The organism is Pseudomonas sp. SW-3, from assembly GCF_016615645.1.
Classification (GTDB): domain Bacteria; phylum Pseudomonadota; class Gammaproteobacteria; order Pseudomonadales; family Pseudomonadaceae; genus Aquipseudomonas; species Aquipseudomonas mandelii.
The window spans coordinates 3,249,018-3,273,156 of sequence record NZ_CP067098.1 but is presented as its reverse complement, the minus strand read 5'-3'; the positions used below and the strand labels follow the sequence as shown (position 1 = coordinate 3,273,156).

Below are 24,139 nucleotides of genomic sequence, written 5' to 3'. Positions count from 1 at the left end.
CAATCGCTGCATTACATCGATCAGGCCCACCGTGAACGCAGTCGAGTGGGCAGCCCTCTCGGTCAACGACGATCGATTCGTGGGCAACATCGGTGGGTCAGGCATAGACGTCTGGTTTCAACACCGCAAAAGAACAGGCAAAGACGCCTGGAACCGCAAGGTTTCAGGCGTTTTTTTTTGCTTTTTGAACCGTGATGGGCTTAGTCGGGTACTTCTTATGAATTCCAATGTCGCCGCGTTGAACAAGCTGCAAACGCTGATCGTGATCGGTAACGGCATGGTCGGACATCATTGTGTCGAACAGCTGATCGAGCGCGGTGCCCTTGATCACTATCGGCTGCACGTTTTCAGCGAGGAGCCAATGCGCGCCTACGACCGCGTGCACCTTTCCGAATACTTCACCGGACGTGATGCCGAGTCGCTCGCCTTGGGTGAAGCCTCGTTGTACCAGACCCCGGGCGTCACCTTGCACTTGGGTGTGCCGGTCCTGGAAATCGACCGCGCCCGCTGCCAGGTGATCACCGCGCAAGGCTGCGTCGCCTACGACAAATTGGTACTGGCCACCGGGTCCTACCCGTTTGTGCCGCCGATCGAAGGCGCCGAGGGCGATTCGCGCCTGGTGTACCGCACCCTTGAAGACCTTGATGCGATCCGCGCCGCTGCGTCCAATGCCCGCCGTGGCGTGGTGGTCGGCGGTGGCTTGCTCGGACTGGAAGCCGCCAATGCCCTGAAAAGCCTGGGCCTGGAGGCTCATGTGGTGGAATTCGCGCCGCGCCTGATGCCGGTGCAGCTGGACGAGCAGGGCGGTCGTGCACTCAAGGCCCAGATCGAACGCCTCGGCGTCGGCGTGCACCTGTCGCGAGGCACTCAATCGATCAGCCCAGGCGAGGAATATCGCTATCGGATGAATTTCGCCAATGACGAATTTCTGGAGGCCGACCTGATTGTGTTTTCCGCCGGGATCCGCGCCCAAGATACCTTGGCCCGCCAGTGCTCGCTGGAAGTCGGCCCGCGCGGCGGCGTGGTGGTTGACGACCAATGCCTGAGCAGCGATCCGAACATTTATGCCATCGGCGAGTGTGCCGCGTGGAATGGCAGCATTTTTGGCTTGGTCGCCCCGGGCTACCAGATGGCGCGCGGCGTGGCTGCACGGCTGTGCAACGAAGTCGCCGAGCCGTTCATGGGCGCGGACATGTCGACCAAGCTCAAGTTGTTGGGCGTTGACGTCGGCTCCATCGGCGATGCGCATGGCAGCACGCCGGGCTCGCGCAGTTATCAATTCATCGACGAAACCACCGCCAGCTACCGCCGATTGGTGGTGGATGCGACAGGCAAGCACGTACTCGGTGCGGTGCTGGTCGGCGACAACAGCTATTACGACACGCTGCTGCAATACATGCAGAACGCGATTGCCTTGCCCGCGGAACCCGCCAGCCTGATTCTGCCCTCGTCCGAAGGCGCGCCGACCCTGGGCCCGGGCGCGTTGCCCGAATCGGCCACGGTGTGCTCGTGCCACAACGTCACCAAGGGCTCCATTTGCTCGGCCATCGACGGTGGCTGCACCGACCTCGGCCTGCTCAAGTCGCAAACCAAGGCCTGCACCGGCTGCGGCGGTTGTGCCGGGTTGCTCAAGCAGGTTTTCGAACATGAGCTGATTGCCCGCGGCGTCAGCGTCGACAAAAGCCTGTGCGAACACTTTGCCTATACCCGTCAGGAGCTTTACGCATTGGTACGGGTAGAAGGGGTGATCACCTTCGAAGAACTGCTGGCCAAACATGGCCGTGGCCACACCGGTTGCGACGTGTGCAAACCGGCGGTGGGCTCGATCCTCGCATCGTGCTGGAACCAGCCGATCATGGACGCCTCACTGGTGCCGCTGCAGGACACCAACGACACGTTCATGGCCAACATGCAGAAAAACGGCACCTATTCGGTGGTGCCGCGCATCCCAGGTGGCGAGATCACCGCCGACAAACTGATCGCCATCGGCGTGGTGGCGAAGAAATACGACCTCTACACCAAAATCACCGGCGGCCAGCGTATTGATTTGTTCGGCGCGCAGTTGCACGAGTTGCCGGACATTTGGGCCGAGCTGATCGAAGCCGGTTTCGAAACGGGGCACGCCTACGGCAAATCGACCCGCACGGTGAAGTCCTGCGTCGGCAGCACCTGGTGCCGGTATGGCGTACAGGACAGCGTGAAAATGGCCCTGCTCATCGAGGACCGCTACAAGGGCCTGCGTTCGCCGCACAAGCTTAAGTTCGCGGTGTCCGGTTGCACCCGTGAGTGCGCCGAAGCCCAGAGCAAAGACGTGGGCGTGATCGCCACCGAGAAAGGCTGGAACCTGTACATCGCCGGCAACGGCGGCATGCGACCGCGTCACGCCGAACTGTTTGCCACCGACCTCGACGATGAAACCCTGATCCGCTACATCGACCGTTTCCTGATGTTCTACATCCGCACCGCCGACAAATTGCAGCGCACCTCGGTATGGCGTGAAAGCCTGGAAGGCGGCCTCGACTTCCTCAAGGAGGTGATCATTAACGACAGCCTCGGCCTGGGTGAAGAGCTCGAATCGCAGATGCAATTGGTGGTCGACCGCTATGAATGCGAGTGGGCCAACGCCCTCAAAGACCCGGAAAAACTCAAGCGTTTCCGTACCTTCGTCAACGACAAACGCCCGGACCCGGACATTCACTTTGTCCAGGAGCGCGGTCAGCGGCGTCCGATCATGGCCGCCGAACTCAACCTTATTCCTGTCACCGAGGAGATTGCCTGATGAGCCAGTCCACTACCCGACGCATTGCGCCCCTGGAAAACACCGGCGCCTGGCAAACCGTCTGCGACCAACAGGACCTGGTCAGTAACTCCGGCGTGGTCGTCTGGCTCGACGGCGCACAAGTGGCGCTGTTCTACCTGCCCGGAGCCGAGGGGCAGACCCTCTACGCCATTGACAATCATGACCCGCAATCCGGGGCGAATGTCATCGGTCGCGGATTGATCGGCAGCATCAAGGGCGACCTGGTGGTGGCGTCGCCGATCTACAAACAGCATTTCCGGCTCGAGGACGGCAGTTGCCTGGAGTACCCGCAACAGCGTTTGCGGGTCTGGCCGGTGCGGTTGAACGGGGGGAGGGTGGAGGTCGGGGCGGTTTGAAGGCCATTAACTGCATCACGCAATCGAATCGGAGCCACGTATGAAAACAGCCGCACAGTTGCTCAAACTCAAGGTCGTGCAGAACCGTCAGGTGCATAGCATCGCACCTGATGAAATGGTGCTGGAGGCCCTGAAGCTGATGGCCGAAAAGAACGTCGGGGCACTTCCCGTCATCGACAAAGGCCAGGTGGTCGGGGTGATCAGCGAGCGTGACTATGCCCGCAAAGTCGTGCTGCAGGGGCGCTCTTCAGTGGGGACGCCAGTGCGCGACATCATGAGCTCGCCGGTAGTGACTGCGCCGAGTCAGCAAAGCATCGAGCGCTGCATGGCCGTCATGACCGACAGTCATCTGCGTCATTTGCCGGTGGTGGAAGACGGTGAACTGATTGGCCTGCTGTCGATTGGCGATCTGGTCAAGGAAGCCATCGTCGAGCAGGCCGATCTGATTCGGCAATTGGAGCATTACATTCGCGGGCACTGAGACGGTGGGTGGTTTTGCGCCAAAGCCATCAACTGACCGGTTCGACCGTACAGCTCATTTCCCGTGAGCCTGGCTTCTGGAAAAGCACCGCGTTGCCGTCTTGCCAAAAGCTGTAATTGCCCTGGTAATCCTTGCCGGTGTATCGAGTGCCCGAATCGCTCGGCACCTGGCTCAGGGTGATCGCGGTGTTGGCCCATTTCAGGTACACGACACCCGGCTGCGTACTGAAGAAAGTGGCGGTAATCAGCGTGTTAAAGCCTGCACAACGAAACGCCAGGGGGCCTTCGGTGAGTCGGTCTGGATCCTTGGTTCTCACGATGGCCGAGCCTTGGCGAAGCTGGTGCGCACGCTCGGCATAACTGCGGATGATGCACATCTTTTGCTCCGGTCCCGAGGCACACCCATTGCGGGCATCGATCCAGAACTGCTGGTCGATGATGACTTTGTCCGGGGGCGGAACTGAACGTTCATCGGTGAGCGCCAGGCGATAAAGACGCGTCAGTTCGATGTCCATCTGCGTCAGTTGTGGATCGCGACAGATAAGCTTTTCGACGGAGACCCTGGTCTTGGCGCAGTCGATGCCGGGAGGGGACGCAGCGTGGGCGCAGGTGCTCGCCGCCGCGCACAGGCTGGCAGCGAACAGGCATCTGAACAGGGCCGTGACCGTTTTCATGTTGGCTTCACCCAGATCAATTTGGGATGCCCGGATTGCCGAGGACCTGGCGATCCGTTGAACAGTCATTCGTTTGCATGGGTGTACGCAGTGTATGCCAGTGTTTGAAACTTGCCACACCCGCCCGGCGGCGGGTGACCTTCAGAATCGATCCAACCTGTAGGGCGCAATGTCCGGTAATTCATGGGTATGAGGCGCAGGCGAAGCCAGTTGCGCGATGAGTTCGGCTGTGACTGCGGCCTGTGTCAGGCCCAGGTGCTGGTGACCGAAAGCGAGCAGCACTTTGCCGTCGCACACCCGGTCGATGATCGGCAGGGAATCCGGCAAGGACGGGCGAAACCCCATCCACGGCGTCGCCGCCTCAGCGTTCAAGTCTCGTTTGAACAGGCCTTCGCTTAACCGGTGCAACTGCCAGGCACGCTCCATCACCGGCGCTCGGTCGAGGCCGGCGAACTCGACGGTGCCGGCCAAGCGCAGTCCATCGGCCATCGGGGTCATGATGAACTTGCGCTCCAGCGAGGTAACGGCGAACGGCAGCCGTCCGTGTTCATGGGGCAACATCAAGTGATAGCCGCGCTCGGTATCCAGCGGTACTTTTTTGCCGATCAGCGCTGCCGTCAACTTCGCGGAGTGAGCACCGCAGGCGATCAGGGTCTGGCGGGCGGTGAAACGGCCCTGGTCGGTGATAAGCGAGACGCCGTGCTCATGCAGGTGTGCGCCCAGGACCTGGTGCTTGAGGAAGTGCACGCCGCAGGCTTTGGCGGCATGGACCAGTTCGCAGACCACTCGGTAAGGGTCGAGAAAATGACCGGTGCGCGGGAAGAACAGACCGCCCTGAATTCGCTCGCTGAGTTGTGGCGCCGCCTCGCGCACCGCGTTGGCCTGCCAGTAGTCGACCGGTACGTGTTGATGGCGCATCCGAGCCTGTAGCGCTTCGATTGCTTTATGCGAGTCTGCCCGTTCGAACACCAGCAACGAGCCGTCTTCGCGCAGCAGATGGGGGCGGGCAATGTCCTCCAGCAGTCGGTGCCAGGCGCCCAGGCTGCTTTCGTTGAGTGCGCGCAGGCCGGCGATGGTTCGTTGGAAGGGGGCATGTCGCAGGTTCAGCAACAGGCGCGTGAACCAGGGCAGGGCGCGTGGCAGGTATTTCCAGTCCAGGCGCAACGGCCCCATTGGGTCTGTGAGTATGGCGGGCAGACGTTTGAGGATGGACAGGTCGGCGATAGGAAACACCTGTTCGGTCGCCAGGTGCCCGGCATTGCCAAACGAGGCGCCCCGGCCAGGGTCTTGCTGGTCGAGGACCACCACCCGCAGACCCTGACGTGCCAGCCGCACAGCGCAAGCGACGCCGATGATGCCGGCGCCGACCACGACAATGTCGGCGATGTCGTGCGGGTTGTGTGCAGCAGGCAGAGTCATGGCGCTTTCCTGGAATAAGTGGCCCGGCTGCAAAACCGGGCGGGTTTACAGCGGGCGCAGTCAGGGTGGGATCAGGCAACGTTCTGTTCGGCCGACCAGTTTTTGTACCACTGACGGAACAACGTGTACTGAGTCTCGGCATAGCGCCGTTGGGCATCGCTGAGCGCATCGGTTTCGTTGAAGTGCAGGGTGTATTCCTTGTCGCCATTGAGCACCATCAGGTGCTTGTAATAGAGCACCAGGTCGCAGCCCTCATCGAAGGACGACAGCACCTGCAGCGCAGATTCCAGCTCTTTGGCCAGGCGGCGAGCCGTGGCGTCACCCTTGGCCGCCTGCTTGCTCAGGGCCACCAATTGCAGCACTTCGCGGGGCAGCGCGTTGCCGATGCCGGTGATAGCGCCGGTGGCGTTGCAATTGACGAAGCCATGCACCACTTGGGTATCGACACCGACCATCAGGGTGACGTCATCGTCCTTTGACGTGATGTTTTCGGCGGCGTAACGCAGGTCGGCAGCACCGCCGAACTCCTTGAAGCCGATCAGGTTCGGGTGTTCGCGGCGCAGTTCGAAGAACAGCTCGGCACGGGTGGCGAAGCCGTAGTAAGGACTGTTATAGATCACCGACGGCAGATTTGGAGCAGCCTCCAGAATCGCCGCGAAGTGAGCTTTTTGCGCGGCCGGCGAGGCACCCCGGGAGAGGACGCGAGGGATGACCATCAGGCCCTGGGCACCGACCTTGGCCGCATGCGCCGCGTGGGAAATCGCTTCACGACTGTTGACGGCGCCAGTGCCGACGATGGTCGGAACGCCGGCAGCGACCAGACGCGCCACACCTTCCTGGCGCTCGGCTTCGGTGAGCAGAGGCCAGTCACCCATGGAACCGCAATACACGACAGCACTCATGCCGATATCGATCAGTTCGCGACCTTTGGCCACCAGCGCGTCGAAGTCGGGTTTGCGCTCGGCGGTGCAAGGGGTCATCAGTGCAGGCATGCAGCCAGTGAAGATGTTTGCGCTCATTGTTGGCACTCCTAGAAGCGTTTATTCAGCTTGATTGAGGTGGGGAATGCAGCGTGTTCGCTCAAATGCCCCACGCGAAGGGGTCCTGTTCGTCGATCAGCAGCGTGCTGTCGGCGGTCATGAAGGCCTGGCCGGTAATGAACGGGCGGACGTGTTCGCCTTCCCATTCGTAACTGCCGACGAATTGACTGGCGGTGATGCTGGCTTGTACCCAGGGCGCACCCGCGGCCAGTTTTCCATCGGCAGCCAGGCATGCCAGTTTGGCGCTGGTGCCAGTGCCGCAGGGCGAGCGGTCGTAGGCTTTGCCCGGGCACATGACGAAGTTGCGGCTGTCGGCCTGGTCGTCGTCGGCAAACAACTCGACATGGTCGATGACGGCGCCGTCTTCGCCATGGATGCCTTGGGCTTCGAGGGCCTTGAGCATCGCCCAGGTGTAATCGGTGAGCGCTTCGACGTTATCGAGTTGCAACACTTGCCCGTGGTCGGACACCAGGAAAAACCAGTTGCCGCCCCAAGCGATGTCGCCGTAGACGCAGCCGTGCCCGGGGACGTCTACCGGCACCTGTTGGCGATAGCGGTAGGCGGGCACATTGCGCAGGGTCACCGTGCCGTCTTCATGCAGCGTCGCGCTGACCGGGCCGACCGGCGTGTCGATCTTGTGCACACCGGGAGCGATGTGCCCCAAGTAATGTAACGAGTTGACCAGGCCGATGGTGCCGTGACCGCACATGCCGAGGTAGCCGGCATTGTTGAAGAAGATGACGCCGCAGGTGGCATCCGGCGAGACCGGCTCGCAATACAGGGCACCGACCAGAACATCGTTGCCCCGGGGCTCCAGCAGGCAGGCCCTGCGCCAGTGGTCATGCTGATCGCGCAGGGCATCACGCTTCTCGATCATGGTCAGGCCGGGCAATTGGGGAAATCCATTCATCACCAGGCGAGTCGGTTCGCCGCCGGTGTGGGAGTCGATGACATGTACTCGTTTCATGAACCCATCCTTTAGAAGTGTGCCGGTACACCGGTTGCCACCACCAGGCCACCGAACCTGCGGATAGAGTGAACGCGTCAGGGGCGATAGCGATTGATGTTTTCCATGAATGCAAATGACGAAATCAGCACAATCCTTGTGGCCTCGACACGGGGTAAACCTTGGGGCAATCTGCTTGCGCGCGCCTCGACAACGGCTCCGAAGTGAAGGGCAGTTGCTGAGCGGAGAGGGCGCAAGGGAGGATTTTTGCTTGTCCGCAGAGTGGGAGAACAAGCGTCATGACGCAGAACGCATTGGCGATCCTGTGCCAAGGAAACGACCTGAATCGCCCCGATACCCTCGAAGAATTACTGGCGGGCGTGGCACTGCTGTTGCCGATGCTGGACGTGATCCCCAATGCCGCGATCTTTATCAAGGACATGAAGGCGCGTTATGTCATGGCCAATAGCACGCTGGTTCAGCGCTGCGGGTTGAAACAGTTGCAACCGCTGCTTGGCAAAACCAGCGCTGAAGTCTTTCCAGCACAATTGGGGCCTGGCTACACCGAACAGGATCGTCGTGTACTGGAGCAAGGCTTTGTTCTGGAAGACCAGTTGGAATTGCATTTATACGGGAGTCGAGAACCTGGTTGGTGCCTGACGCATAAACGCCCGTTGTATAACCGCAGCGGTGAAATCATGGGCCTGGCGGGAATTTCGGTCGACCTGCAATCGGCCAGTGATGCTCACCCGGCCTATCAGCGCCTGGCGGCGGTGGATGAATACATTCGCGCGCATTTCAATCGCCGTATCACCTTGGGCGAACTGACGCGGATCGCCGGTATTTCGGTGGCGCAACTGGAACGGTATTGCAAGCGAGTGTTCCACCTGACGCCACGGCAGATGATTCAGAAGGTTCGACTGGAACATGCGCACCGACTGCTGCACACCGAAATTCCCATTACCGACGTGGCATTGCAGTGCGGCTACACCGACCACAGTGCGTTCACACGACAGTTCAAGGCATTGACCGGGTTTACGCCGCGCCAGTATCGACAGGTGTCATGAATGCATCGGGGGGACATTCATTCGCCAGAAACTAAGTTAGAGTGCCCATCAGTGTCTGCTCATAAGGGCCCTGCACTCGATTCGCGTAATCGCGCCAAGCGGTTCCAGCGAACGAACAGGGCAAAGAAAACCGTGTATCAATCGTTATGTGAAGAATGAATCGTCCGCTGTTTGTTTCTCTAGATGGGCCCAAGGGAGCCGGCAAAACCACACTGTTGGAGGCCGTCACGAAAGTACTGAGGGCAGACAACAAAAAAGTGATCCGGCTTTGCGAGAAAAAAAGCGATCCCTACAGGGGTGAAACAATGGCCCTCGTGAACAAACTCGTCAGAAATCCCAGCCGGGATCTGGAGTTGGAAGTTTGTGAGCGCTTCGCCGATAGCCGTGCCTGGATCTCCCGGCACGTGCTGACTAAACAACCACCAGGCAGCATCATCTTGATTGATCGCTGGTATCCATCTGATGCCGCGTTTCGCCGGATAATCCCGTTTGCAGAGATTCTGCAGTTGAACATTGATCGAAACGTGCGAGTGCCAGACCTGCATGTCGGAGTTGTCACCGCCCCTGATATTTCATGGGCGAGGGCAGCGGCACGACAGCGTGGGCTGAGCAGTACTGTGATCCATCGGTTGGAAGAACATGTCGCTTGTACCCAGGCGTTCGAACGAGCGATTGCAGATCACGGCTGGGTTTTATGCCGTAATGAAGGAACGATCGAAGCCGCAACGATGCAGGTGGTTTCGCAGATCAATGGAGTCCTTTGATGTGCCCCGTAGACGAAGTTCGCTGCGCCGGTCTTGCGGCGCTGACAGTTTTTACGTAGCAACGACTTCTTCAAGAAGGTGCCCGCGCTTTTACACACACGCACACACAGCCTGGGCCAGAGGTCGGCAATCGAAAGCTTATGCGGGAGCAGCGTTGATTAGCTGTTTGAAATATTACATTTCTGACAGCTAACCGGCAGTAGGCAGTCCATGGGCTAGAGTGAAGTACCAACGTAGCTATTCAAAGGGCTTGCAGATGAACTTAGCCATTGATGCTATTGCAAACGTGATTGGTGGAAACGACAGTGAGATCTAATTGGCGTTGGAAATTGCATCCGCGATAGCTTCACTCAGCCAGGAGCACTTGAGATGACAAACACCCAAAAGTTGCTGTTCGCTTTAGGATCCGCAATAGCACTGCCAGTCGCCACATGCCTTGCGCAAGCGGAAGAGCCGCAGATCAAGACGCTCACCTCACCGAAAGATCCAACGGAAAGCGCAGTTCTAATAGGTAGAGTCATCAACGACGGGCTGACAATCCAGTTGGAGCTTGAGGGCGCCGAAGCTATGTGGATGCAGATGGGAACACCTGCTCAGTGGAGTGAACATGTTCCCGCAAAGAACGAGCGGTATCATATTGAGATCAAGGTGACGGACAACGCAACCAAGACGCGACTCCCGTACTCCACGGTTACCTTCGCTGCGACGAACAAAGCCAATGGAAAGAGCGTAGAAACGATTCTACCGCCGATGTGGGGCGGCAGTGGTTTGCATTACTCTGAAAACAGCCCCTTAGCTGGTGATGGTGTTTACGCCGCCACGGTCACTGTTGGTGTTCCAACGTTCGCTCGTGAAATGCAGGACAAAGACCTGTGGTCGAAACCGGTAAACGCCCACTTTCACTTCAAATTGAAGGAAGGTGTGCTTGTCGAGGTATCAGAACCCGTCTCGGCAGCAAACTAGCGGAGCCCATTTTGCCGAAGGAGGGCGCAGATAAGGGATTTCGGAAGAACTTCACCACGGTGCTGGAGCATAAATTCCAATAATGAAAACTCTTTCGCCGTTAGGTCGATCCGTTTCCCTCCTCGAAACGCCTGATGCTTGAGTAGGTCAAGCTCAAGATCACCGATTACTAAATGGGGCTGACTGGATGGAGGGTCTGCTCTATGCAGCAAGACTCGGACTCTAGCAAGTAGCTCGGGGAACGCAAAAGGCTTGACCATGTAGTCATCAGCACCCAGATCCAATACTTTAACTCGGTCTTCTACGCCATCGCGAGCTGAGAGGAACAACACTCGCATACTTGCGCCTGCGGCCCGGATCTTTGTCAGCACGTCCCAACCGTTGAGCACCGCCATTAATAGGCTTTTTTGCTATCGTTGCATTAAATTGAGTGATCACAAAGGGATAAGAAATGGCGATTCCAATGTGGCAAGGTCAAGTCGCGCTGGTCAGCGGTGCGGGCAGTGAAAGTGGTATTGGACTCGCAATCGCCCGACGTTTGGGCCGCGAAGGCGCGCGAGTCTTGATCACTGCCAGCAGTGCGCGAATTCAGCAACGTGTCGCCGAGTTGCAGGCTGAAGGTATAGACGCTCGGGCGATGGCAGCCGACCTGACTGACGAATTGCAAGTCAAAGCGCTGACCGATTGGGCTCATGAGCAGTTCGGCCATATCGACATTTTGGTCAATAACGCCGGCATGGCTATGGTCGGCAGCCCGGAACCCTTCGTCGAAGTGGCGGACATGGATTTGGCGACCTGGAATCTATCTCTGGCGCGCAACCTGACTACCGCTTTTTTGCTGACTCGTGCGGTGTTACCTGGGATGAAGACGCGCGGTTACGGACGTATCGTCCACATTAGTTCGACGTCCGGTACACGCGGAAGCAATCCAGGTGAGTCGGCTTACAGTGCGGCAAAAGCAGCAATGCTGGGGATGAATATGGCCCTGGCGCTGGAAGTCGGTAAACGGGGCATCACCGTCAACAGTGTTGCACCAGGCTGGATTGATACGGGAGCATTGACCGAAGAAGAAAGCCGCGCGGGTACCTACACTCCGATCGGTCGCGCCGGTCGTCCAGAAGAGGTTGCCGCTGCAGTGGCGTTTTTGGCGTCTCCGGAAGCCAGCTATATCACCGGTGAAGTGCTGGTGGTGGATGGCGGTAATTGTCTGATCGAAAACAAGGCGCCCTGACGTTAGCTTGGACTGCTGTCTTTTAGTGAGCCTACTATTTAACGAAGAAATCAAACGCGCAGATACTTGCTAGCCTTAAGCCGGATGCTAGCTCCGCCAGCGTTGAAATAGTGACTCAGGTTGAGCGATTACTTTCAGGTGCTTCCATACCAGAACATCCGTGCAGCCCAGCCATCCTTAAGCACCACGTTTGTCTTTCGATGACGTAGGGCATCGGCATACACCAAACTCGGCCGAAGGCCGGGCCATTGGCATCTCGCCGGATAGCTGGAATGGGCCATGATCTTGTGCACCATCTGATTACGATTACGGCAGTGCACAAATTATGGCGGATGATTGCGAGGGTGGGGGTGGTACGTTGCTTGAGAGTTCACCAGTCCCTGGTTCAGAAACAGGGACGTTTTTACGGGTGGATACTGGATCGTTAACCCATCAAGTGCGGATTCATCTAGGTTTTAGATTGTAATAGAGCCAGCTGGGTCTTCAGCTGTGCGACTTCAGCTTCCAGTTCACGCACTCGCTCCTTGGCCTCAACTTCGACGCTGACGTCCTTCTGGATACCGATGAAGTAGGTGAGTTGATCTGTGTCGTTGAACACTGGGGTGATCGACAGCTCGTTCCAGAAGGCGCTGCCGTCCTTGCGATAGTTGCGAATGACTTGGCGGCAGGGGAGCATGTTCCTTATCGCCTCGCGGATTACTGTCAAACCAGCTTGATTACGGTCATCACCCTGCAGGAAGCGGCAGTCCTGGTACAGGATGTCGTCAACGCTGTACCCCGTTAGGCGCTGAAAGGCGGGGTTGGCATAGATCAGGATGTTTTCGTCGCCTTCCTGCTCTGCTACCACGATGCCGTCGTTGGATGCTTCAACCACCAGTTTCAGCAGTTCTGCGTCGATCATTTTCAGAGCCCCAGTGAGTGACATCTCATTTTTAGCGGTTACCCGCCATACACGCAGTAATCAGTATAACCCTCGGCATTACCGCCATACACTGTGGCTGAGTTTAGAGGGGGCAGCGGCCAATCGTTCGAGATTCTGGCTGGCAGATCCGGGTTGGCCATGAACGTACGGCCAAAAGCGACAAGGTCGGCCAGTCCTGAATCCAGCAACTGCGTAGCGCTTTGTGCAGTGTAACGACCGGCGTAGATGATCGCACCGCTGAAAGAACTACGGACTGCGCGACGGAACGATTCCGGCATCCGTGGTGCATTATCCCAGTCCGATTCGGCGATGGAGAGGTATCTCAGCATGGGTTATACGGGGGGATGAGTGGCCCGCTATTCATGTTCAAGGATCAGAAAGGCACTGTTACCGGCATCACACCTGTAACGTGAACCAAGCCTAAGGCGTGAACGTGGTCATCGCTGAAGGTTTTGATGCCCAAAAGTTAAGCGACAGTGCCGCCCTTTTGAGTAGGGGCGGCTGTCTTCACCTTCGGGCGGTATCCTTTGGTATCGCTTTACGATCAATTTCCTCGGTATGTGGAGAAACCGTAAGGGCTCAGAAGCAACGGGATGTGATAGTGAGGAACGGTACCGTCCACCTCAAAAATGACGGGTACCTCCGGAAAGAAGCTGGACGTTTTGTGCGACTTGAACCACTCACCAGTCTTGAAGGTGACACGGTAGGTACCTTTCTCCAGACCCCGACCTTGCGGATACAGCCCGGTGATACGACCTTGCTCGTTGGTAGCCGCGCTGTTGAGCATGTCCCAGTTTTTCCCATCCTGTTTTTCCAACGTGACATTGACTCCAGGGGAGGGCAGACCATCCTGCAAGTTGAGTACATGCACGCTCAACGGATTTGTTGCCGCTGATGCAAGGGCTGAAAGGGCACTCAATACAGCGCCAGCGAAGATACTTTTCAATACAGTCATGGTGATGTCCTTAGTTTTTAACGGCAGGTAAAACTTTGTTGATAGCGACCTCTGCGCAACCTTCATCGTGTGTTGCGCCCCCCGCACCAGCCACCCCAATGGCGCCGATGACCTGACCATCGAATTTCAATGGCACGCCTCCACCGAGCAGTAACAACTCATCGAGGGTGTTGAGGTTTTCAGCATCTGGATTAGCGCGAGCGCGCTCAGCTAACAACCGCGTCGAAGTCTTGGTCGACAGGGCGGTATAGGCTTTGCGTTGCGCGGCTAACGTGTTGTGCGGGCCGACATTGTCATCGCGTTGCACGGCAACCAGATTGCCGCCACGGTCGACAACTGCGGCGACGGCTGTGCGGCCATCGGCATGACAGGCGGTCAGCGCGGCCGTTAGCAAATCGTTGGCCATTGCAAGTGACACGTCCTGGCGCTGCGCAACCTGATCCGGAGCTGCAACGGCGAACGCAGAGTTCATTGCGAGTGTGATCAGCAATGAAGTCGATAGGCTTGTACGCATGCTGTTTCCTTGGTTGGTTGGTTGAGTCTGTCTGGGTCATTGCCAGACATCATGACCAGCCCGCTCCGTCAGAATGATTACCTCCTGATTACCAATATGTAATGTGAGAAATCAGCGAAGCGGGCTAGCCTGTGCGCCAGTCCTGGAGGAAAAAATGCGTATCCTGGTGGTTGAAGATGAAACGAAAATGGCGGATTACCTGCGCAAAGCCCTGACTGAATCGGGCTATTCGGTAGAGATCGCTCTTGACGGCCTCGATGGCCAGCATTTGGCACAGGAGAGTGAGTTCGATCTGATCATTCTGGATGTCATGTTGCCGGGGTTGGACGGCTGGCAATTGCTGCAAATCATCCGGCGTAAGTGGCAGACCCCGGTACTGTTTCTTACCGCACGTGATTCGGTTGATGATCGGGTCAAAGGGCTGGAGTTGGGGGCTGATGATTATCTGGTGAAACCCTTTTCCTATGCCGAGTTGTTGGCACGCGTACGCACTTTGCTGCGCCGTGGCCCGCCTCGCGAGGTGGAGCATTTTGTGGCTGGCGACCTAAGTCTGGACTTGTTGCGACGCAAGGTAACGCGCAACGGAGAGCGCCTCACCCTGACCAATAAGGAGTTCGCCCTACTGCACTTGCTGCTTAGTCGTGAAGGGGAGGTGCTATCGCGTTCGTTGATTGCCTCACAGATCTGGCAAATGAACTTTGACAGTGACACTAATGTGGTCGATGTCGCCATCCGCCGACTGCGCGCCAAGGTTGATGATCCTTACCCGCTGAAATTGATCCACACAGTCCGTGGTATCGGTTACATGCTCGAGGTGCAATCTTGACTCTGTTTCCGCGCACTCTGAGCCTGCGCCTGGCGATCATGTTCGCATTGGTCAGCGCACTGTTATTGGGCTCCATCGGTTTTTATCTTTATCAATCGTTACAGCGAGAGATTGCGTGGCGCGACGACCAGGCCCTGCTGGGACGCCTGGAGCGAATGCAAGCATTGATCAGCGATAGCGACAGCATCGAGCAACTGCGAGGTCGGCCCAAGCTCTACGAAAACATGTTGGGCAATCGCGACAGTCTGCTATGGATTGTCGATGACACCGGCAAGGTGTTGATCGAAATCAACCCGGTGGGTATGACTTTTCCAAAGTTGCCGGCTGCCCCCCAGGCGCGCCTTGTTGAGGATCACTCTTCCGAGGCTGTGCGGCTTGCCTGGCAGGATGTCATACAAGGTGATCGCGGCTTGACCTTGATCGCTGGCAAGTTGTTGGGTGAGCGCGAGCAGATGCTGGGGGTTTACCGACTCAGGCTTTGGCTGGCCATGTCAGTCGGAGCGCTATTGGCTTTTGGATTCGGTTGGTGGGTTAGTCAACGAGGCCTGCACCCTGTGCGCCTGCTGGCCAAGCGCGCGGCCGCTATCGATGTGCAGCATCTGCATCTGCGGCTGGATGAGTTCAGTGAGCTGAATGAACTCAAACCGCTCTGTAGTGCCCTCAACCAGATGCTTGCACGTCTTGAGGACGGATTCGCCCAGCTTTCACGTTTCTCGGAAGACCTCGCCCATGAGATGCGAACCCCACTAGGCAACCTGATGGGACATACCCAACAAACTCTGAGGTGCAGTCGCTCTATAGAGGACTATCAGAACCTGCTGGTTTCCAATCAGGAAGAGTATGAAAGGCTGGCCCGCATGATCGACAGCATGCTGTTTCTCGCTCGCACCGAGCAACCAAACGCTTGCGTAAAATTCGAGCAAATCAACCTGCACGATCTGATCGAGCAGCTCTGTGAGTATTTCGAAGGGGTAGCGCAAGAACGAGATGTACAGCTGATAAACCAGGCCCAGGATCAATTGCTGGGTGATCCAGGCTTGATCCGTCGAGCACTTGCTAACTTGCTGGCGAATGCGCTGCGCTACGCAACTCCTGCCTCTGCAGTGACGATCAGCAGCAGGGTTTTGGAGCACCGTCTCGACATCACTGTGCACAACCACGGCGAGCCGATTGCGGCAGAACATCTTCCACGATTGTTTGAGCGTTTTTACCGGTGTGACCCATCACGCAATCAACCCGACGATTCCGGAGGGCTGGGATTGGCCATCGTTCGTTCGATTATGCAACTGCATGGCGGTCGTATAACCGTTGATAGCACTGACGCAGGTACGAGCTTTCACTTGGAGTTTCCCCTTATAAACGCCTGAGCTCGAACCGAAGGTATTGCACACGACACAGCGAATACTGGCAAATTGCCCTATAGTGAGTTTCGTTGCGGTGGTGACCATCTAGGAAGCAGCAAATGGGGCTCGAAAATTTTTCTTTCGAGCACATGCGAAAGGGGTAGCCGCAGTGCAGAGCAGAAATCGTATCGGATCTGATTCCTTGGGAGTTGTTTTCAATGCTCAGCGACCTTCAAATCGGCACTTATCGGTCGTTCACCCGCGATCTCTTTTAGCTTCAACGGTGCTTGCCAAGGCTCGGCTCTCGCTCTGCGCTTTGGAAAAGTTAAAGTGATGCTTACTAGGCGGCGCAGCTCCCTGGCAGGTTTCATTTTCCTCGCTGTCGGATTGGTTGTTTTTTCAGCTCTGTTACTGCTGAAGTCTGAGACTGAACGTAGAGAAAAGCGTTTCTCGGAATACGTACAAAATATTTCCGGCATCGTGCGCAATCAGCTTGATACTAATGAGGCTGTGCTGGCGGGTTTCTCGGCATTTCTTCAAGCCGTCGATCAGAGCGATACGGAAGCTGCGGCCCGGTATGCAGCCGTCGTTTTAGCCGCTTACCCTCATATTTATATGCTTGAGGCGGCGCGGGCGGTACCCATCGCCGAACAGGCGGCTTTTGAAGATCTGTTGCGCCGTACTTGGCGACCAGACTTTCAACTCAAGGATTTTCCGAGTCTCACTCACCAACCTGCGCAACATCAGGTCTATCTCAATGAGACTTGGCCTGTATTGTTCATGTACCCCTTACTCCCTGAATCGAGTTCGATCTATGGCGTCAAGCTAGAAACCGTCGCCTATCTCTCCTATGCGTTGGCTCGAACACACAATAATCAGAAGCCGGTCGTATCGCCTGTTTTCTCAATGTATGAGGGGGGGAACGCTTACATTCTGATGCAGTCAGTCATTCGTCCTGAACAGGATCGAGGGAACACTCGCCCCAATTTCTTTGGCAGCACGATGGTGTCTTTGCTTTTGATCAAGACGGACTCGCTACAGGAGGCTGTGAGTTATGCGAACGTAGATCCCCTGGTTCGCGTCAGTGCTGTCCTGAAAACCGCTGCAGGATCTGAAAGCAATGTTTTTTCAACGCAGACCGAGCAAGCCTGTATCTTGGATCGCTTCCTATTACCGGCGCTATCTGACCGAGTCGAGATCAGGAATGTTTCACAACCGATGATCTTGTTGTTTGAGCGTCAGTTGCGATTGGGGGATATTCTGACCGCGGAAACATTGATCATCCTTGCGGTTCTCGCGGGGGCATTCGTGCTTGTGCCTGTGGTATTGATTCGGCATTTCAAAGCGATCGAAAGAGCAGAGGTTGAACACGAACGCTCGGCTTATCTCGCAACTCATGACGTGCTCACCCAACTGCCTAATCGCTACCTTTTCGCCGATCGATTTGATCAGGCCTTCTCCGATTGGAAAGTGAACGGGGTTCCATTTGCCGTGCTGTTGATCGACCTGGATCACTTCAAGGATATCAACGATAAGTACGGCCATGAGGTCGGCGATCAGGTTCTCCGAGCGGTCGCAAATCGCATGCTTCAAGCCACTCGCTCGTGTGACACCATCGCACGCTACGGCGGGGATGAATTCGTGATTCTGGTTACAGGCATTACCCACACCGAGAGTGCGGAACTGAAGGCGGCGAGGGTGCTCGAAACCATCGCGCAGACAGTCGTGACCAGTGCAGGAGAGCTTTCAATATCGTGCAGTATTGGCGTCTCGCTGTGTCCTACCCATGGCAAGAGTCTCGATACATTGCTTAAGGCGGCGGATCAGGCCATGTATGGCGTTAAACAACTGGGGCGAAAAGGAGTCGCGATGACTGAGTCCCCGGAAGCTTGAGATGCTCACTAGCACCGCTAGTCGCTTAGTCAGGCAAGGATCCATCGGATGTAAATTTACTTTAGCGTCCCGTTGGCCTCGATGCGGCATTGGCCTTCGTCATATTTAAACTCGCAGCACGCCCCCCTAGAACAAAACGGGAACCCAACAAGGCGTCAGTTTTTATTTGCGCGTTACTGACTTAGAGGCGGCTTTGCCTTTTGCGGTCTTTCTTCGGTAGCGATCTTGCGTCTAGGATATTCCGGCTCATTTAATCGCTAAGTTCGGCAACAAAGACCCAGGGAGCCTGTCAGGTTCTGTTAGAAATGCTCTGAATACAGATATCATTTCTGCATATCGGCATTCCGACTTCCGATGCGGCCTATCAGGTTGAAATACCTTGAAATCCTTACGTGATTGAGCCCCCCCCGCGTCTCTCTAAGTTTGATTTCGCAATGCCGGGCCCCTCCGACAGCTACGCCGTAACCGTCCGCCAAACACACCTTCCCGACTCCGGCACTCAGGGTAATGATGCCAAATCAATCCAAAGTGGACACCTAAAATGCCCGTACCGGCGCAGTCGAATTAGTTTTGGCCAAGGTCAGTTACCCCACCACGCGTCGCGAGGCGTGTTTGCCTGCGATAAAAGGCGTGAATTGCCCATACCACCCCGACCAATAGCAACCCTGTCCCAAGCGCTTCCATAGGAGAGGGCCAGCGTTGGTTGATCAGCAGGCCCATCGTAGTTGCATAAATGGTTCCGCTGGCGATCAATTGCCCGCTGAGCGCCAGAGGTAGACGTCGAGTTGCAATTGACCATGCCCAGGCACCCGCAAGGGTAGCCCCTAACCCCTGAATCAACCCACAGACTAATAGCGCCTGAGTACCTGCTAACCCGCTCGGATGGCTAGCGAAGTGGGACAGGTTCAAGTGCAGACCAACGGGTATGAACGCCAGCATCTCGACGCTGCACATGAAGATCAACATGGCTGACCACAACATGGGGGACATGCTTGGGCGCTGAGCCAAAGCACTTTCATTTAACAATCCAAAGCCCGTCCAAAATCCAATTGCCATTAACGATGCGAGCAGCCCCAGCAGTATCGAATGGGTCGGGAGCACCACCTTTGCGGCGCTAAAATCAAACACGCTCAAGTTGACCAAACTTATGCCCAATGCCGCCACCAGCAGCGGCCCGGCAATGGCGCGCCAGGGCACGCTGGAGCTTCGCATGTTGCCGGCGATCGCAAGCACAATCGGTACTGACCCCATCATCACCGGAGGGATCACCGGCCCAGCTGCCAAGACCGCAGTGGTGATCAGGAAGAAGTAGCCGATGTATCCCAAGAAGCCCAGCAGTGCGGCACAGGCCCAGTCGCTCAGTCGCAATTGCCGAACTTCGCTGCGGTAAACAAACAGCACAAGCAGGCTACCTAAACCAGCAAAGGCATAGCTCACCACAGCCAGATCAAAAAGGCTGTAATCGCCGACCAACCCCGGAAAGATGTAGAGCAGCGACCATGAAAAAGTGGCGGCAATGGCCGCCAATAGGCCTAGGGTCATACGCTCTGCTCCTGTTGGGCCTGCTTCCGGATCCAGCAATGAGCTACGTGTCGGGCAGTGTCGAATACCCTGACGTCCTGGCCCATGGCGCCGCTGACAAAACTGCCCTCCAGTAAGATAAACAGCCCCTCAGCAACTACGTCAGGGTCACTTATACCGGCGCTCACGGCCAAGGTAGTGAGATTGTCGCGTATCCCTTGCTTATGCCTGCTCACTGCCAAATGCACAGGGTGGCTAAACTGGGGGAATTCGGCCGCACTGTTGACGAACAGGCACCCGCGTTCGCTGTCTTGTAAAAGAAAGCGTTGATACAAATCGAAAAAAGCGAGCATGCCACTGACCGGGTCAGGATGCCCTGCCAAGGTGCGCTCTACCTCTTCACGCCAGCGTCGGTCGCGCTCCTCAAGGCAAGCCACTATCAGCGCATCCTTGGAGGGGAAATGGCTGTAGAGCGTCATCTTGGTAACACCTGCCATCGCGGCGATGGCCATCACACCAGTAATGTATATACCTTGTGAAAGAAACAGCTTCAGCGCTGAGTCAATCAAGCGTTCACGGGTATTGTCCAATTTAAGGCACTCCGGCATAGGGACGGAGCTAACTATACTGACCGGTAAGATTGGGGTGCATCCAAATACGACCTGAATCATGGCCGTTACGACGCAGACCGCAGTATGCAAAAGCAGCAGTAAATCGCAGGATTTGGCCAGCCAGGACGTTCGTTACGCTAATTAAACGCACCCTGCACCCGAGTGGTTAACGCATACGCTCTTGCCTCTGGTATGTGACGGGAATCGATCCACGGGTAAGGATGTGCATTTATGGGGCTAGTTGTAGAGGTCGGCAAATCGCCAATAACATCATCTTTGAAGCCGATTACGCTTGCAGCGACGTTTGAGGGCTTGCCTATTACGCCGGATAAATTACCGAAGCTGGAACAAGCCCGTTTTCTGGCAATTCAGTACCACGATGCTATCTTTTAACGGCTTCCAACCGAGATGGAGTTCTATGAAATGGCTAGTCGTCTTCAAGAAACCGATCGCTTCGAAGCAATAGGTAAGTCTGGACGGCAATATACGATTGTTGAATCAACGAGCCAGTCGTCACGAGACGCCATGATTGGCGATGAGTCAAAGTGGGTTAACGGATCATCATATTTGCGCGCGATAGATTTTGGGCCGGTCAGTCAAATCAGCGATTCCGAGTTTATAATTTTCCTCACTGGAGAAAAAGTTAGGAGGCTTAAATGAGCGCATTGCAATATTCCGATTACCAAATCAAGTAAAGCAAACCGAGTTTGTTAGATCGCGGATCTGAGTAGTTGCTAGAATATTAAGGTCTACGGTAAGACGCAATTAATGCCACTGACGCTTTATTTCCTGCCACTGCTCGTCTGCCAGCCATTTATCTGCCAACGGAAAGAAAATATTTTCCTCCGAGTCCATATGATCGAAATATTTTTTGATAAAGTCATCGATAGTATCAGCAATTACTCTCGTTTCCTGAGTTGTGTCCTCCAACATCTTCAGCTGTCCAGCAATGCGCCCAAATGCTTGATGATCTCGCTCGATATCCTTGACCCGTTGGTGGATCGGCGCCTCAGTCGCTAGCAATGCCAGCCTAATAAGTTCTTCATTTTCATGGTGTTGTCGTTCTGCATCACCATGCATGGCTTCCAGCATCTTGAACAACAGCTTGCAGTCATCAGCACCATCGGATTCGGATTCATGCCTCATCTTCCTCAGCAACTCTTTGATCTGATTGATTTTTATAGCGACCTCATGATGATATGCCTGAAGTTCTTTCAACAAGACGTTCATATCAAAACCTCTAAACGACACCAAACCGTCACGGCGAAATATTTCTTAACCCGCGACCTCCAAGGCAAACAATTTTTTAAATCTCCATATTTATCAATGCCTTGTTAGCCGAGCTCACCAGCATGATTTAACATTATTAGTATAGGCGAGCACAGAGTTCGCGCTTTGTCTCGCTGAAAGGAGGTCTGTAAACATCTTAAACTCGCCGCAGGGCAGGGAGCCTTGGACGACCAGGCAAAGCACAGCTGGCGCGGTTTCCCTATTAATTTTGGTTTCAAGAATCTGTTCATTGCATTGGAACGCTTTAAAAACCCGATCACTAAGAACTGAAGACTGGAAGGGTTCTAGGGTGCGGTCGACTTGGTAAATGCAGGCACTGAGCATGATCTCAAGGATGCGAAACTCCTCATATGCCGTCGCCTCCTTGCCCGCAAAGCAATGGGCAATGATCCAATTCTACAAAGCGATTCATTACGCTGACCCCAGCTTCGGATCGCCATCAATCTCGCCCAAGCGGGGCTTTTGGGCCTACAGTCTTGAGTGTCGCTCACTGCAAGGAATACAAATGAACGTGTTGCCTTCAACCTCTCCGCCAAAGCACGTCAGCCTGCTGGGTTATGGCGGTCTGTTGCCGTTTATTTTTCTGGCGCTACTGATCCCGTTCTCTCTCGACTATCGGTCGTTGTTTACGATTGCGCTTGTTAACTATGGCGCAGTCATCCTGAGCTTTGTCGGCGCCTTACACTGGGGCTTCGCCATGACCGTGCAAGACATGAGCGCCGAGCAGGGCAGAGACCGGTTCATCTGGAGTGTCATTCCTGCGCTTGTTGCTTGGATTGCCACGTTACTGCCAATGCCATTGGGTTGCTTGCTGTTGGTCATCGGCTTTGTTGCCCACCTCCGGCAGGACAGGCAGCTGTTGCGGGTTACGAGCTTGCCCGCTTGGTACTTGCCGATGCGATTACGGCTTACCTTCGTGGCGAGCGTCTGCTTGCTGCTTGCCGCGATCGTTGAGGCGCTTCATTCATGAAGCCTCGTGAGCCCGGTTCGTTGCCCGTGCCTGGCAGCCGCTTATCGCGGTTGATGCGTTTTGGCAGTTTGGCCTCGGGCGTCGCGGGCGGCATGCTAGCCGAAGGCGCTCGGCAGTGGGTTCAGGGCAAACGTCCGGCGCTCAGCGAACTTCTGTTGACGTCGGGCAATGTGCATCGGGTGGTCGAGCAACTGTCGCAACTGCGTGGCGCCGCCATGAAGGTTGGCCAGTTGTTATCGATGGACACAGGTGATTTGTTGCCGCGCGAGTTCAGCGAAATCCTTTCTCGTCTGCGTTGCGACGCTCACCCTATGCCTATGAGCCAGTTGGTGGCAGTCCTCAACGGAAGCTGGGGCAAGGGGTGGGAAGAGCGCTTCGAACGGTTTTCCTTCACGCCATTGGCGGCAGCGTCCATCGGCCAGGTTCATGCTGCGAAAGATAAGGACGGCCAACGCCTGGCGATCAAGGTGCAATACCCTGGCGTGCGCGAGAGTATTTCCAGCGATGTGGATAACGTTGCTACCTTGCTGCGCATGTCCGGGATGCTGCCTAAAGGCATGGACATCGGCCCATTGCTCCAAGAGGCCAAGCGTCAGCTACAGGATGAAGCGGATTACATGAAAGAAACCGAGCACCTACAGCGCTTTGATCAACTGTTGGCGGACAGTCCTGACTTTCTGGTTCCTCGTGCGTATGCCCAGTTCAGCACGCCAAATATTTTGGTGATGTCCTTCGTTGATGGAGTAGCGGTGGAGTCACTAGAGCACGCGCCGCAGGCAGAGCGCGACCGGATCATCATGTTGCTATTCGGCCTGTTTCTGCGCGAGGTGTTTGAGTTCCAGTGCGTGCAGACCGACCCTAACTTTGCCAATTACCGTTATCAGCAAGACTCCGGCCGGATGGTATTGTTGGACTTCGGCGCCACGCGACTTTATGACCGCAACACTACCGAGGCTTATCGCCGCTTGTTGATTGCAGGCCTGCATGAAGACCGTGCCGCCATCACCAATGCCGCGCTGGACGTCGGCTACTGAAGCCGTCCAATGCCTTTAGATTCACTGCGGCGTGTTTTACAGATCTGGATAATCGTCCAGCCTAAGGCTAGGAGCCCCCGTCTCCTGAGACTCACGCTTAGGCGTATGTATCACTCCGGCTTCGGCATCTGCACGCATTTGCTCTAACTCTTTGTGAAAAGCCTTGTCCTGAACCGTGGGCTTACTGGTGTATGGCTTCCGTTCGGGTTCAGGCTGTGCTGCATAAGTCGTTACCGCATCAGGGTCGTGCTGTAGCTTTTCTTGAACTTGCGATTCGAGCATTGCACGTAGCGCATCTTTGTCGGGTCGAGTCAGCAATTTGTCACTCCTATGAGGAAACCAGGCACCCAGTAATCGACTAGGCCAGTGGCCGGTTGGGGAACATCCAATCGATCGTGTCGAAAATTTGGGCTGCAGATACAGCCACAGGATTTCAGGTCGAAGAGAGGAGGCGGATCATCAATTTCTTCCAACACGGCGATCGTGTGAAATTGGGAACATGCCAGGGATGATTCCGTAC

The 24,139-nt window shown here is 56.0% G+C and carries 24 protein-coding genes and 2 pseudogenes; 13 read left to right on the top strand and 13 right to left on the bottom strand.

Annotation, left to right across the window (positions count from 1 at the left end; genetic code table 11):
• The first annotated feature begins 217 nt into the window (after positions 1–217).
• The 3 genes from nirB to JIO00_RS14655 are packed head-to-tail and all read left to right on the top strand — an operon-like array spanning position 218 to position 3,637.
• A complete protein-coding gene (nirB, locus tag JIO00_RS14665) occupies positions 218–2,779 on the top strand; it encodes a nitrite reductase large subunit NirB (protein WP_102593683.1) in 2,562 nt (853 codons plus the stop codon).
• Complete coding sequence (nirD, locus tag JIO00_RS14660; RefSeq protein ID WP_200666066.1) at positions 2,779–3,156, top strand: nitrite reductase small subunit NirD; 378 nt, start codon at positions 2,779–2,781, stop codon at positions 3,154–3,156. The genes nirB and nirD overlap by 1 nt, the downstream gene beginning before the upstream one ends.
• Positions 3,157–3,196: 40 nt before the next feature.
• Positions 3,197–3,637, top strand: a complete 441-nt coding sequence (locus JIO00_RS14655; RefSeq protein WP_010460288.1) for a CBS domain-containing protein — start codon at positions 3,197–3,199, stop codon at positions 3,635–3,637.
• A 28-nt stretch (positions 3,638–3,665) separates the two neighbouring features.
• Here the strand turns inward: JIO00_RS14655 and JIO00_RS14650 are convergent, their stop codons facing one another.
• From JIO00_RS14650 to JIO00_RS14635, 4 genes are all read right to left on the bottom strand, one after another.
• On the bottom strand, positions 3,666–4,310 hold the full coding sequence (locus JIO00_RS14650) for an MliC family protein (RefSeq protein WP_010460286.1): 645 nt from the start codon (positions 4,308–4,310) through the stop codon (positions 3,666–3,668).
• A gap of 141 nt (positions 4,311–4,451) precedes the next feature.
• The gene (locus tag JIO00_RS14645) at positions 4,452–5,729 is read right to left on the bottom strand and encodes an NAD(P)/FAD-dependent oxidoreductase (protein WP_200668592.1); all 1,278 of its coding nucleotides are present in this window, start codon (positions 5,727–5,729) and stop codon (positions 4,452–4,454) included.
• Positions 5,730–5,800: 71 nt separating this feature from the next.
• Positions 5,801–6,748, bottom strand: coding sequence for a dihydrodipicolinate synthase family protein (locus JIO00_RS14640; RefSeq protein ID WP_010460283.1), 948 nt, complete (start codon positions 6,746–6,748; stop codon positions 5,801–5,803).
• Between the two features lie 61 nt (positions 6,749–6,809).
• The gene (locus JIO00_RS14635; protein WP_083376757.1) at positions 6,810–7,736 is read right to left on the bottom strand and encodes a 4-hydroxyproline epimerase; all 927 of its coding nucleotides are present in this window, start codon (positions 7,734–7,736) and stop codon (positions 6,810–6,812) included.
• Positions 7,737–8,014: 278 nt separating this feature from the next.
• On the opposite strand from JIO00_RS14635, the gene JIO00_RS14630 reads away from it, so the two are divergent.
• The 3 genes from JIO00_RS14630 (at position 8,015) to JIO00_RS14620 (ending at position 10,509) form a co-directional block, all read left to right on the top strand.
• Complete coding sequence (locus JIO00_RS14630; RefSeq protein ID WP_154911707.1) at positions 8,015–8,782, top strand: AraC family transcriptional regulator; 768 nt, start codon at positions 8,015–8,017, stop codon at positions 8,780–8,782.
• 155 nt (positions 8,783–8,937) lie between these two features.
• Entirely contained in the window at positions 8,938–9,546 is a 609-nt protein-coding gene (locus tag JIO00_RS14625) for a dTMP kinase (protein WP_154911708.1), read from the top strand.
• Between the two features lie 369 nt (positions 9,547–9,915).
• Positions 9,916–10,509: an iron transporter gene (locus tag JIO00_RS14620; RefSeq protein ID WP_010460275.1), complete on the top strand. Its 594-nt coding sequence runs from the start codon at positions 9,916–9,918 to the stop codon at positions 10,507–10,509.
• 23 nt (positions 10,510–10,532) lie between these two features.
• Here the strand turns inward: JIO00_RS14620 and JIO00_RS14615 are convergent.
• Positions 10,533–10,898, bottom strand: a pseudogene (locus tag JIO00_RS14615) (response regulator); the annotation flags it as partial.
• A gap of 62 nt (positions 10,899–10,960) precedes the next feature.
• Between JIO00_RS14615 and JIO00_RS14610 the strand changes: the two are divergent.
• Positions 10,961–11,740 carry an SDR family NAD(P)-dependent oxidoreductase gene (locus JIO00_RS14610; protein ID WP_042932070.1) on the top strand — a complete coding sequence of 260 codons (780 nt, stop codon included), beginning with the start codon at positions 10,961–10,963 and terminating at the stop codon, positions 11,738–11,740.
• Positions 11,741–12,188: 448 nt separating this feature from the next.
• Here JIO00_RS14610 and JIO00_RS14605 read toward each other — a convergent pair whose 3' ends face one another.
• From JIO00_RS14605 to JIO00_RS14590, 4 genes and pseudogenes are all read right to left on the bottom strand, one after another.
• Positions 12,189–12,641 carry a PAS domain-containing protein gene (locus tag JIO00_RS14605; RefSeq protein WP_010460270.1) on the bottom strand — a complete coding sequence of 151 codons (453 nt, stop codon included), beginning with the start codon at positions 12,639–12,641 and terminating at the stop codon, positions 12,189–12,191.
• 38 nt (positions 12,642–12,679) lie between these two features.
• Positions 12,680–12,988, bottom strand: a pseudogene (locus tag JIO00_RS14600) (oxidoreductase); the annotation flags it as partial.
• A gap of 218 nt (positions 12,989–13,206) precedes the next feature.
• Positions 13,207–13,617: a hydroxyisourate hydrolase gene (uraH, locus tag JIO00_RS14595; protein WP_077748458.1), complete on the bottom strand. Its 411-nt coding sequence runs from the start codon at positions 13,615–13,617 to the stop codon at positions 13,207–13,209.
• Between the two features lie 10 nt (positions 13,618–13,627).
• The gene (locus JIO00_RS14590) at positions 13,628–14,131 is read right to left on the bottom strand and encodes a GlcG/HbpS family heme-binding protein (RefSeq protein WP_077748457.1); all 504 of its coding nucleotides are present in this window, start codon (positions 14,129–14,131) and stop codon (positions 13,628–13,630) included.
• A gap of 154 nt (positions 14,132–14,285) precedes the next feature.
• Here JIO00_RS14590 and JIO00_RS14585 point away from each other — a divergent pair, with 154 nt between their 5' ends.
• From JIO00_RS14585 to JIO00_RS14575, 3 genes are all read left to right on the top strand, one after another.
• A complete protein-coding gene (locus JIO00_RS14585; RefSeq protein WP_077748456.1) occupies positions 14,286–14,957 on the top strand; it encodes a heavy metal response regulator transcription factor in 672 nt (223 codons plus the stop codon).
• Complete coding sequence (locus JIO00_RS14580; RefSeq protein ID WP_200668591.1) at positions 14,954–16,324, top strand: heavy metal sensor histidine kinase; 1,371 nt, start codon at positions 14,954–14,956, stop codon at positions 16,322–16,324. The genes JIO00_RS14585 and JIO00_RS14580 overlap by 4 nt, the downstream gene beginning before the upstream one ends.
• Positions 16,325–16,633: 309 nt before the next feature.
• Complete coding sequence (locus tag JIO00_RS14575) at positions 16,634–18,193, top strand: sensor domain-containing diguanylate cyclase (protein WP_154911804.1); 1,560 nt, start codon at positions 16,634–16,636, stop codon at positions 18,191–18,193.
• A 564-nt stretch (positions 18,194–18,757) separates the two neighbouring features.
• On the opposite strand, the gene JIO00_RS14570 is transcribed toward JIO00_RS14575, so the two are convergent.
• Together JIO00_RS14570 and JIO00_RS14565 are read right to left on the bottom strand one after the other, a co-directional pair.
• A complete protein-coding gene (locus JIO00_RS14570) occupies positions 18,758–19,735 on the bottom strand; it encodes a DMT family transporter (RefSeq protein WP_077748454.1) in 978 nt (325 codons plus the stop codon).
• Positions 19,732–20,304 (bottom strand): TetR/AcrR family transcriptional regulator, encoded by a 573-nt coding sequence (locus JIO00_RS14565; protein WP_154911710.1) that lies wholly within the window; start codon positions 20,302–20,304, stop codon positions 19,732–19,734. The genes JIO00_RS14570 and JIO00_RS14565 overlap by 4 nt, the downstream gene beginning before the upstream one ends.
• A gap of 444 nt (positions 20,305–20,748) precedes the next feature.
• Here JIO00_RS14565 and JIO00_RS14560 point away from each other — a divergent pair, with 444 nt between their 5' ends.
• Complete coding sequence (locus JIO00_RS14560; RefSeq protein WP_077748452.1) at positions 20,749–20,985, top strand: hypothetical protein; 237 nt, start codon at positions 20,749–20,751, stop codon at positions 20,983–20,985.
• A 105-nt stretch (positions 20,986–21,090) separates the two neighbouring features.
• Here the strand turns inward: JIO00_RS14560 and JIO00_RS14555 are convergent, their stop codons facing one another.
• Positions 21,091–21,555 carry a hemerythrin domain-containing protein gene (locus JIO00_RS14555; RefSeq protein WP_200668590.1) on the bottom strand — a complete coding sequence of 155 codons (465 nt, stop codon included), beginning with the start codon at positions 21,553–21,555 and terminating at the stop codon, positions 21,091–21,093.
• A 565-nt stretch (positions 21,556–22,120) separates the two neighbouring features.
• Between JIO00_RS14555 and JIO00_RS14550 the strand changes: the two genes are divergently transcribed.
• Entirely contained in the window at positions 22,121–22,585 is a 465-nt protein-coding gene (locus JIO00_RS14550) for a DUF3429 domain-containing protein (RefSeq protein ID WP_172790991.1), read from the top strand.
• A complete protein-coding gene (locus JIO00_RS14545; protein ID WP_234452959.1) occupies positions 22,582–23,619 on the top strand; it encodes an ABC1 kinase family protein in 1,038 nt (345 codons plus the stop codon). The genes JIO00_RS14550 and JIO00_RS14545 overlap by 4 nt, the downstream gene beginning before the upstream one ends.
• 36 nt (positions 23,620–23,655) lie before the next feature.
• Here the strand turns inward: JIO00_RS14545 and JIO00_RS14540 are convergent, their stop codons facing one another.
• Positions 23,656–23,937 carry a hypothetical protein gene (locus tag JIO00_RS14540; RefSeq protein WP_010460264.1) on the bottom strand — a complete coding sequence of 94 codons (282 nt, stop codon included), beginning with the start codon at positions 23,935–23,937 and terminating at the stop codon, positions 23,656–23,658.
• Positions 23,938–24,139: the final 202 nt, after the last annotated feature.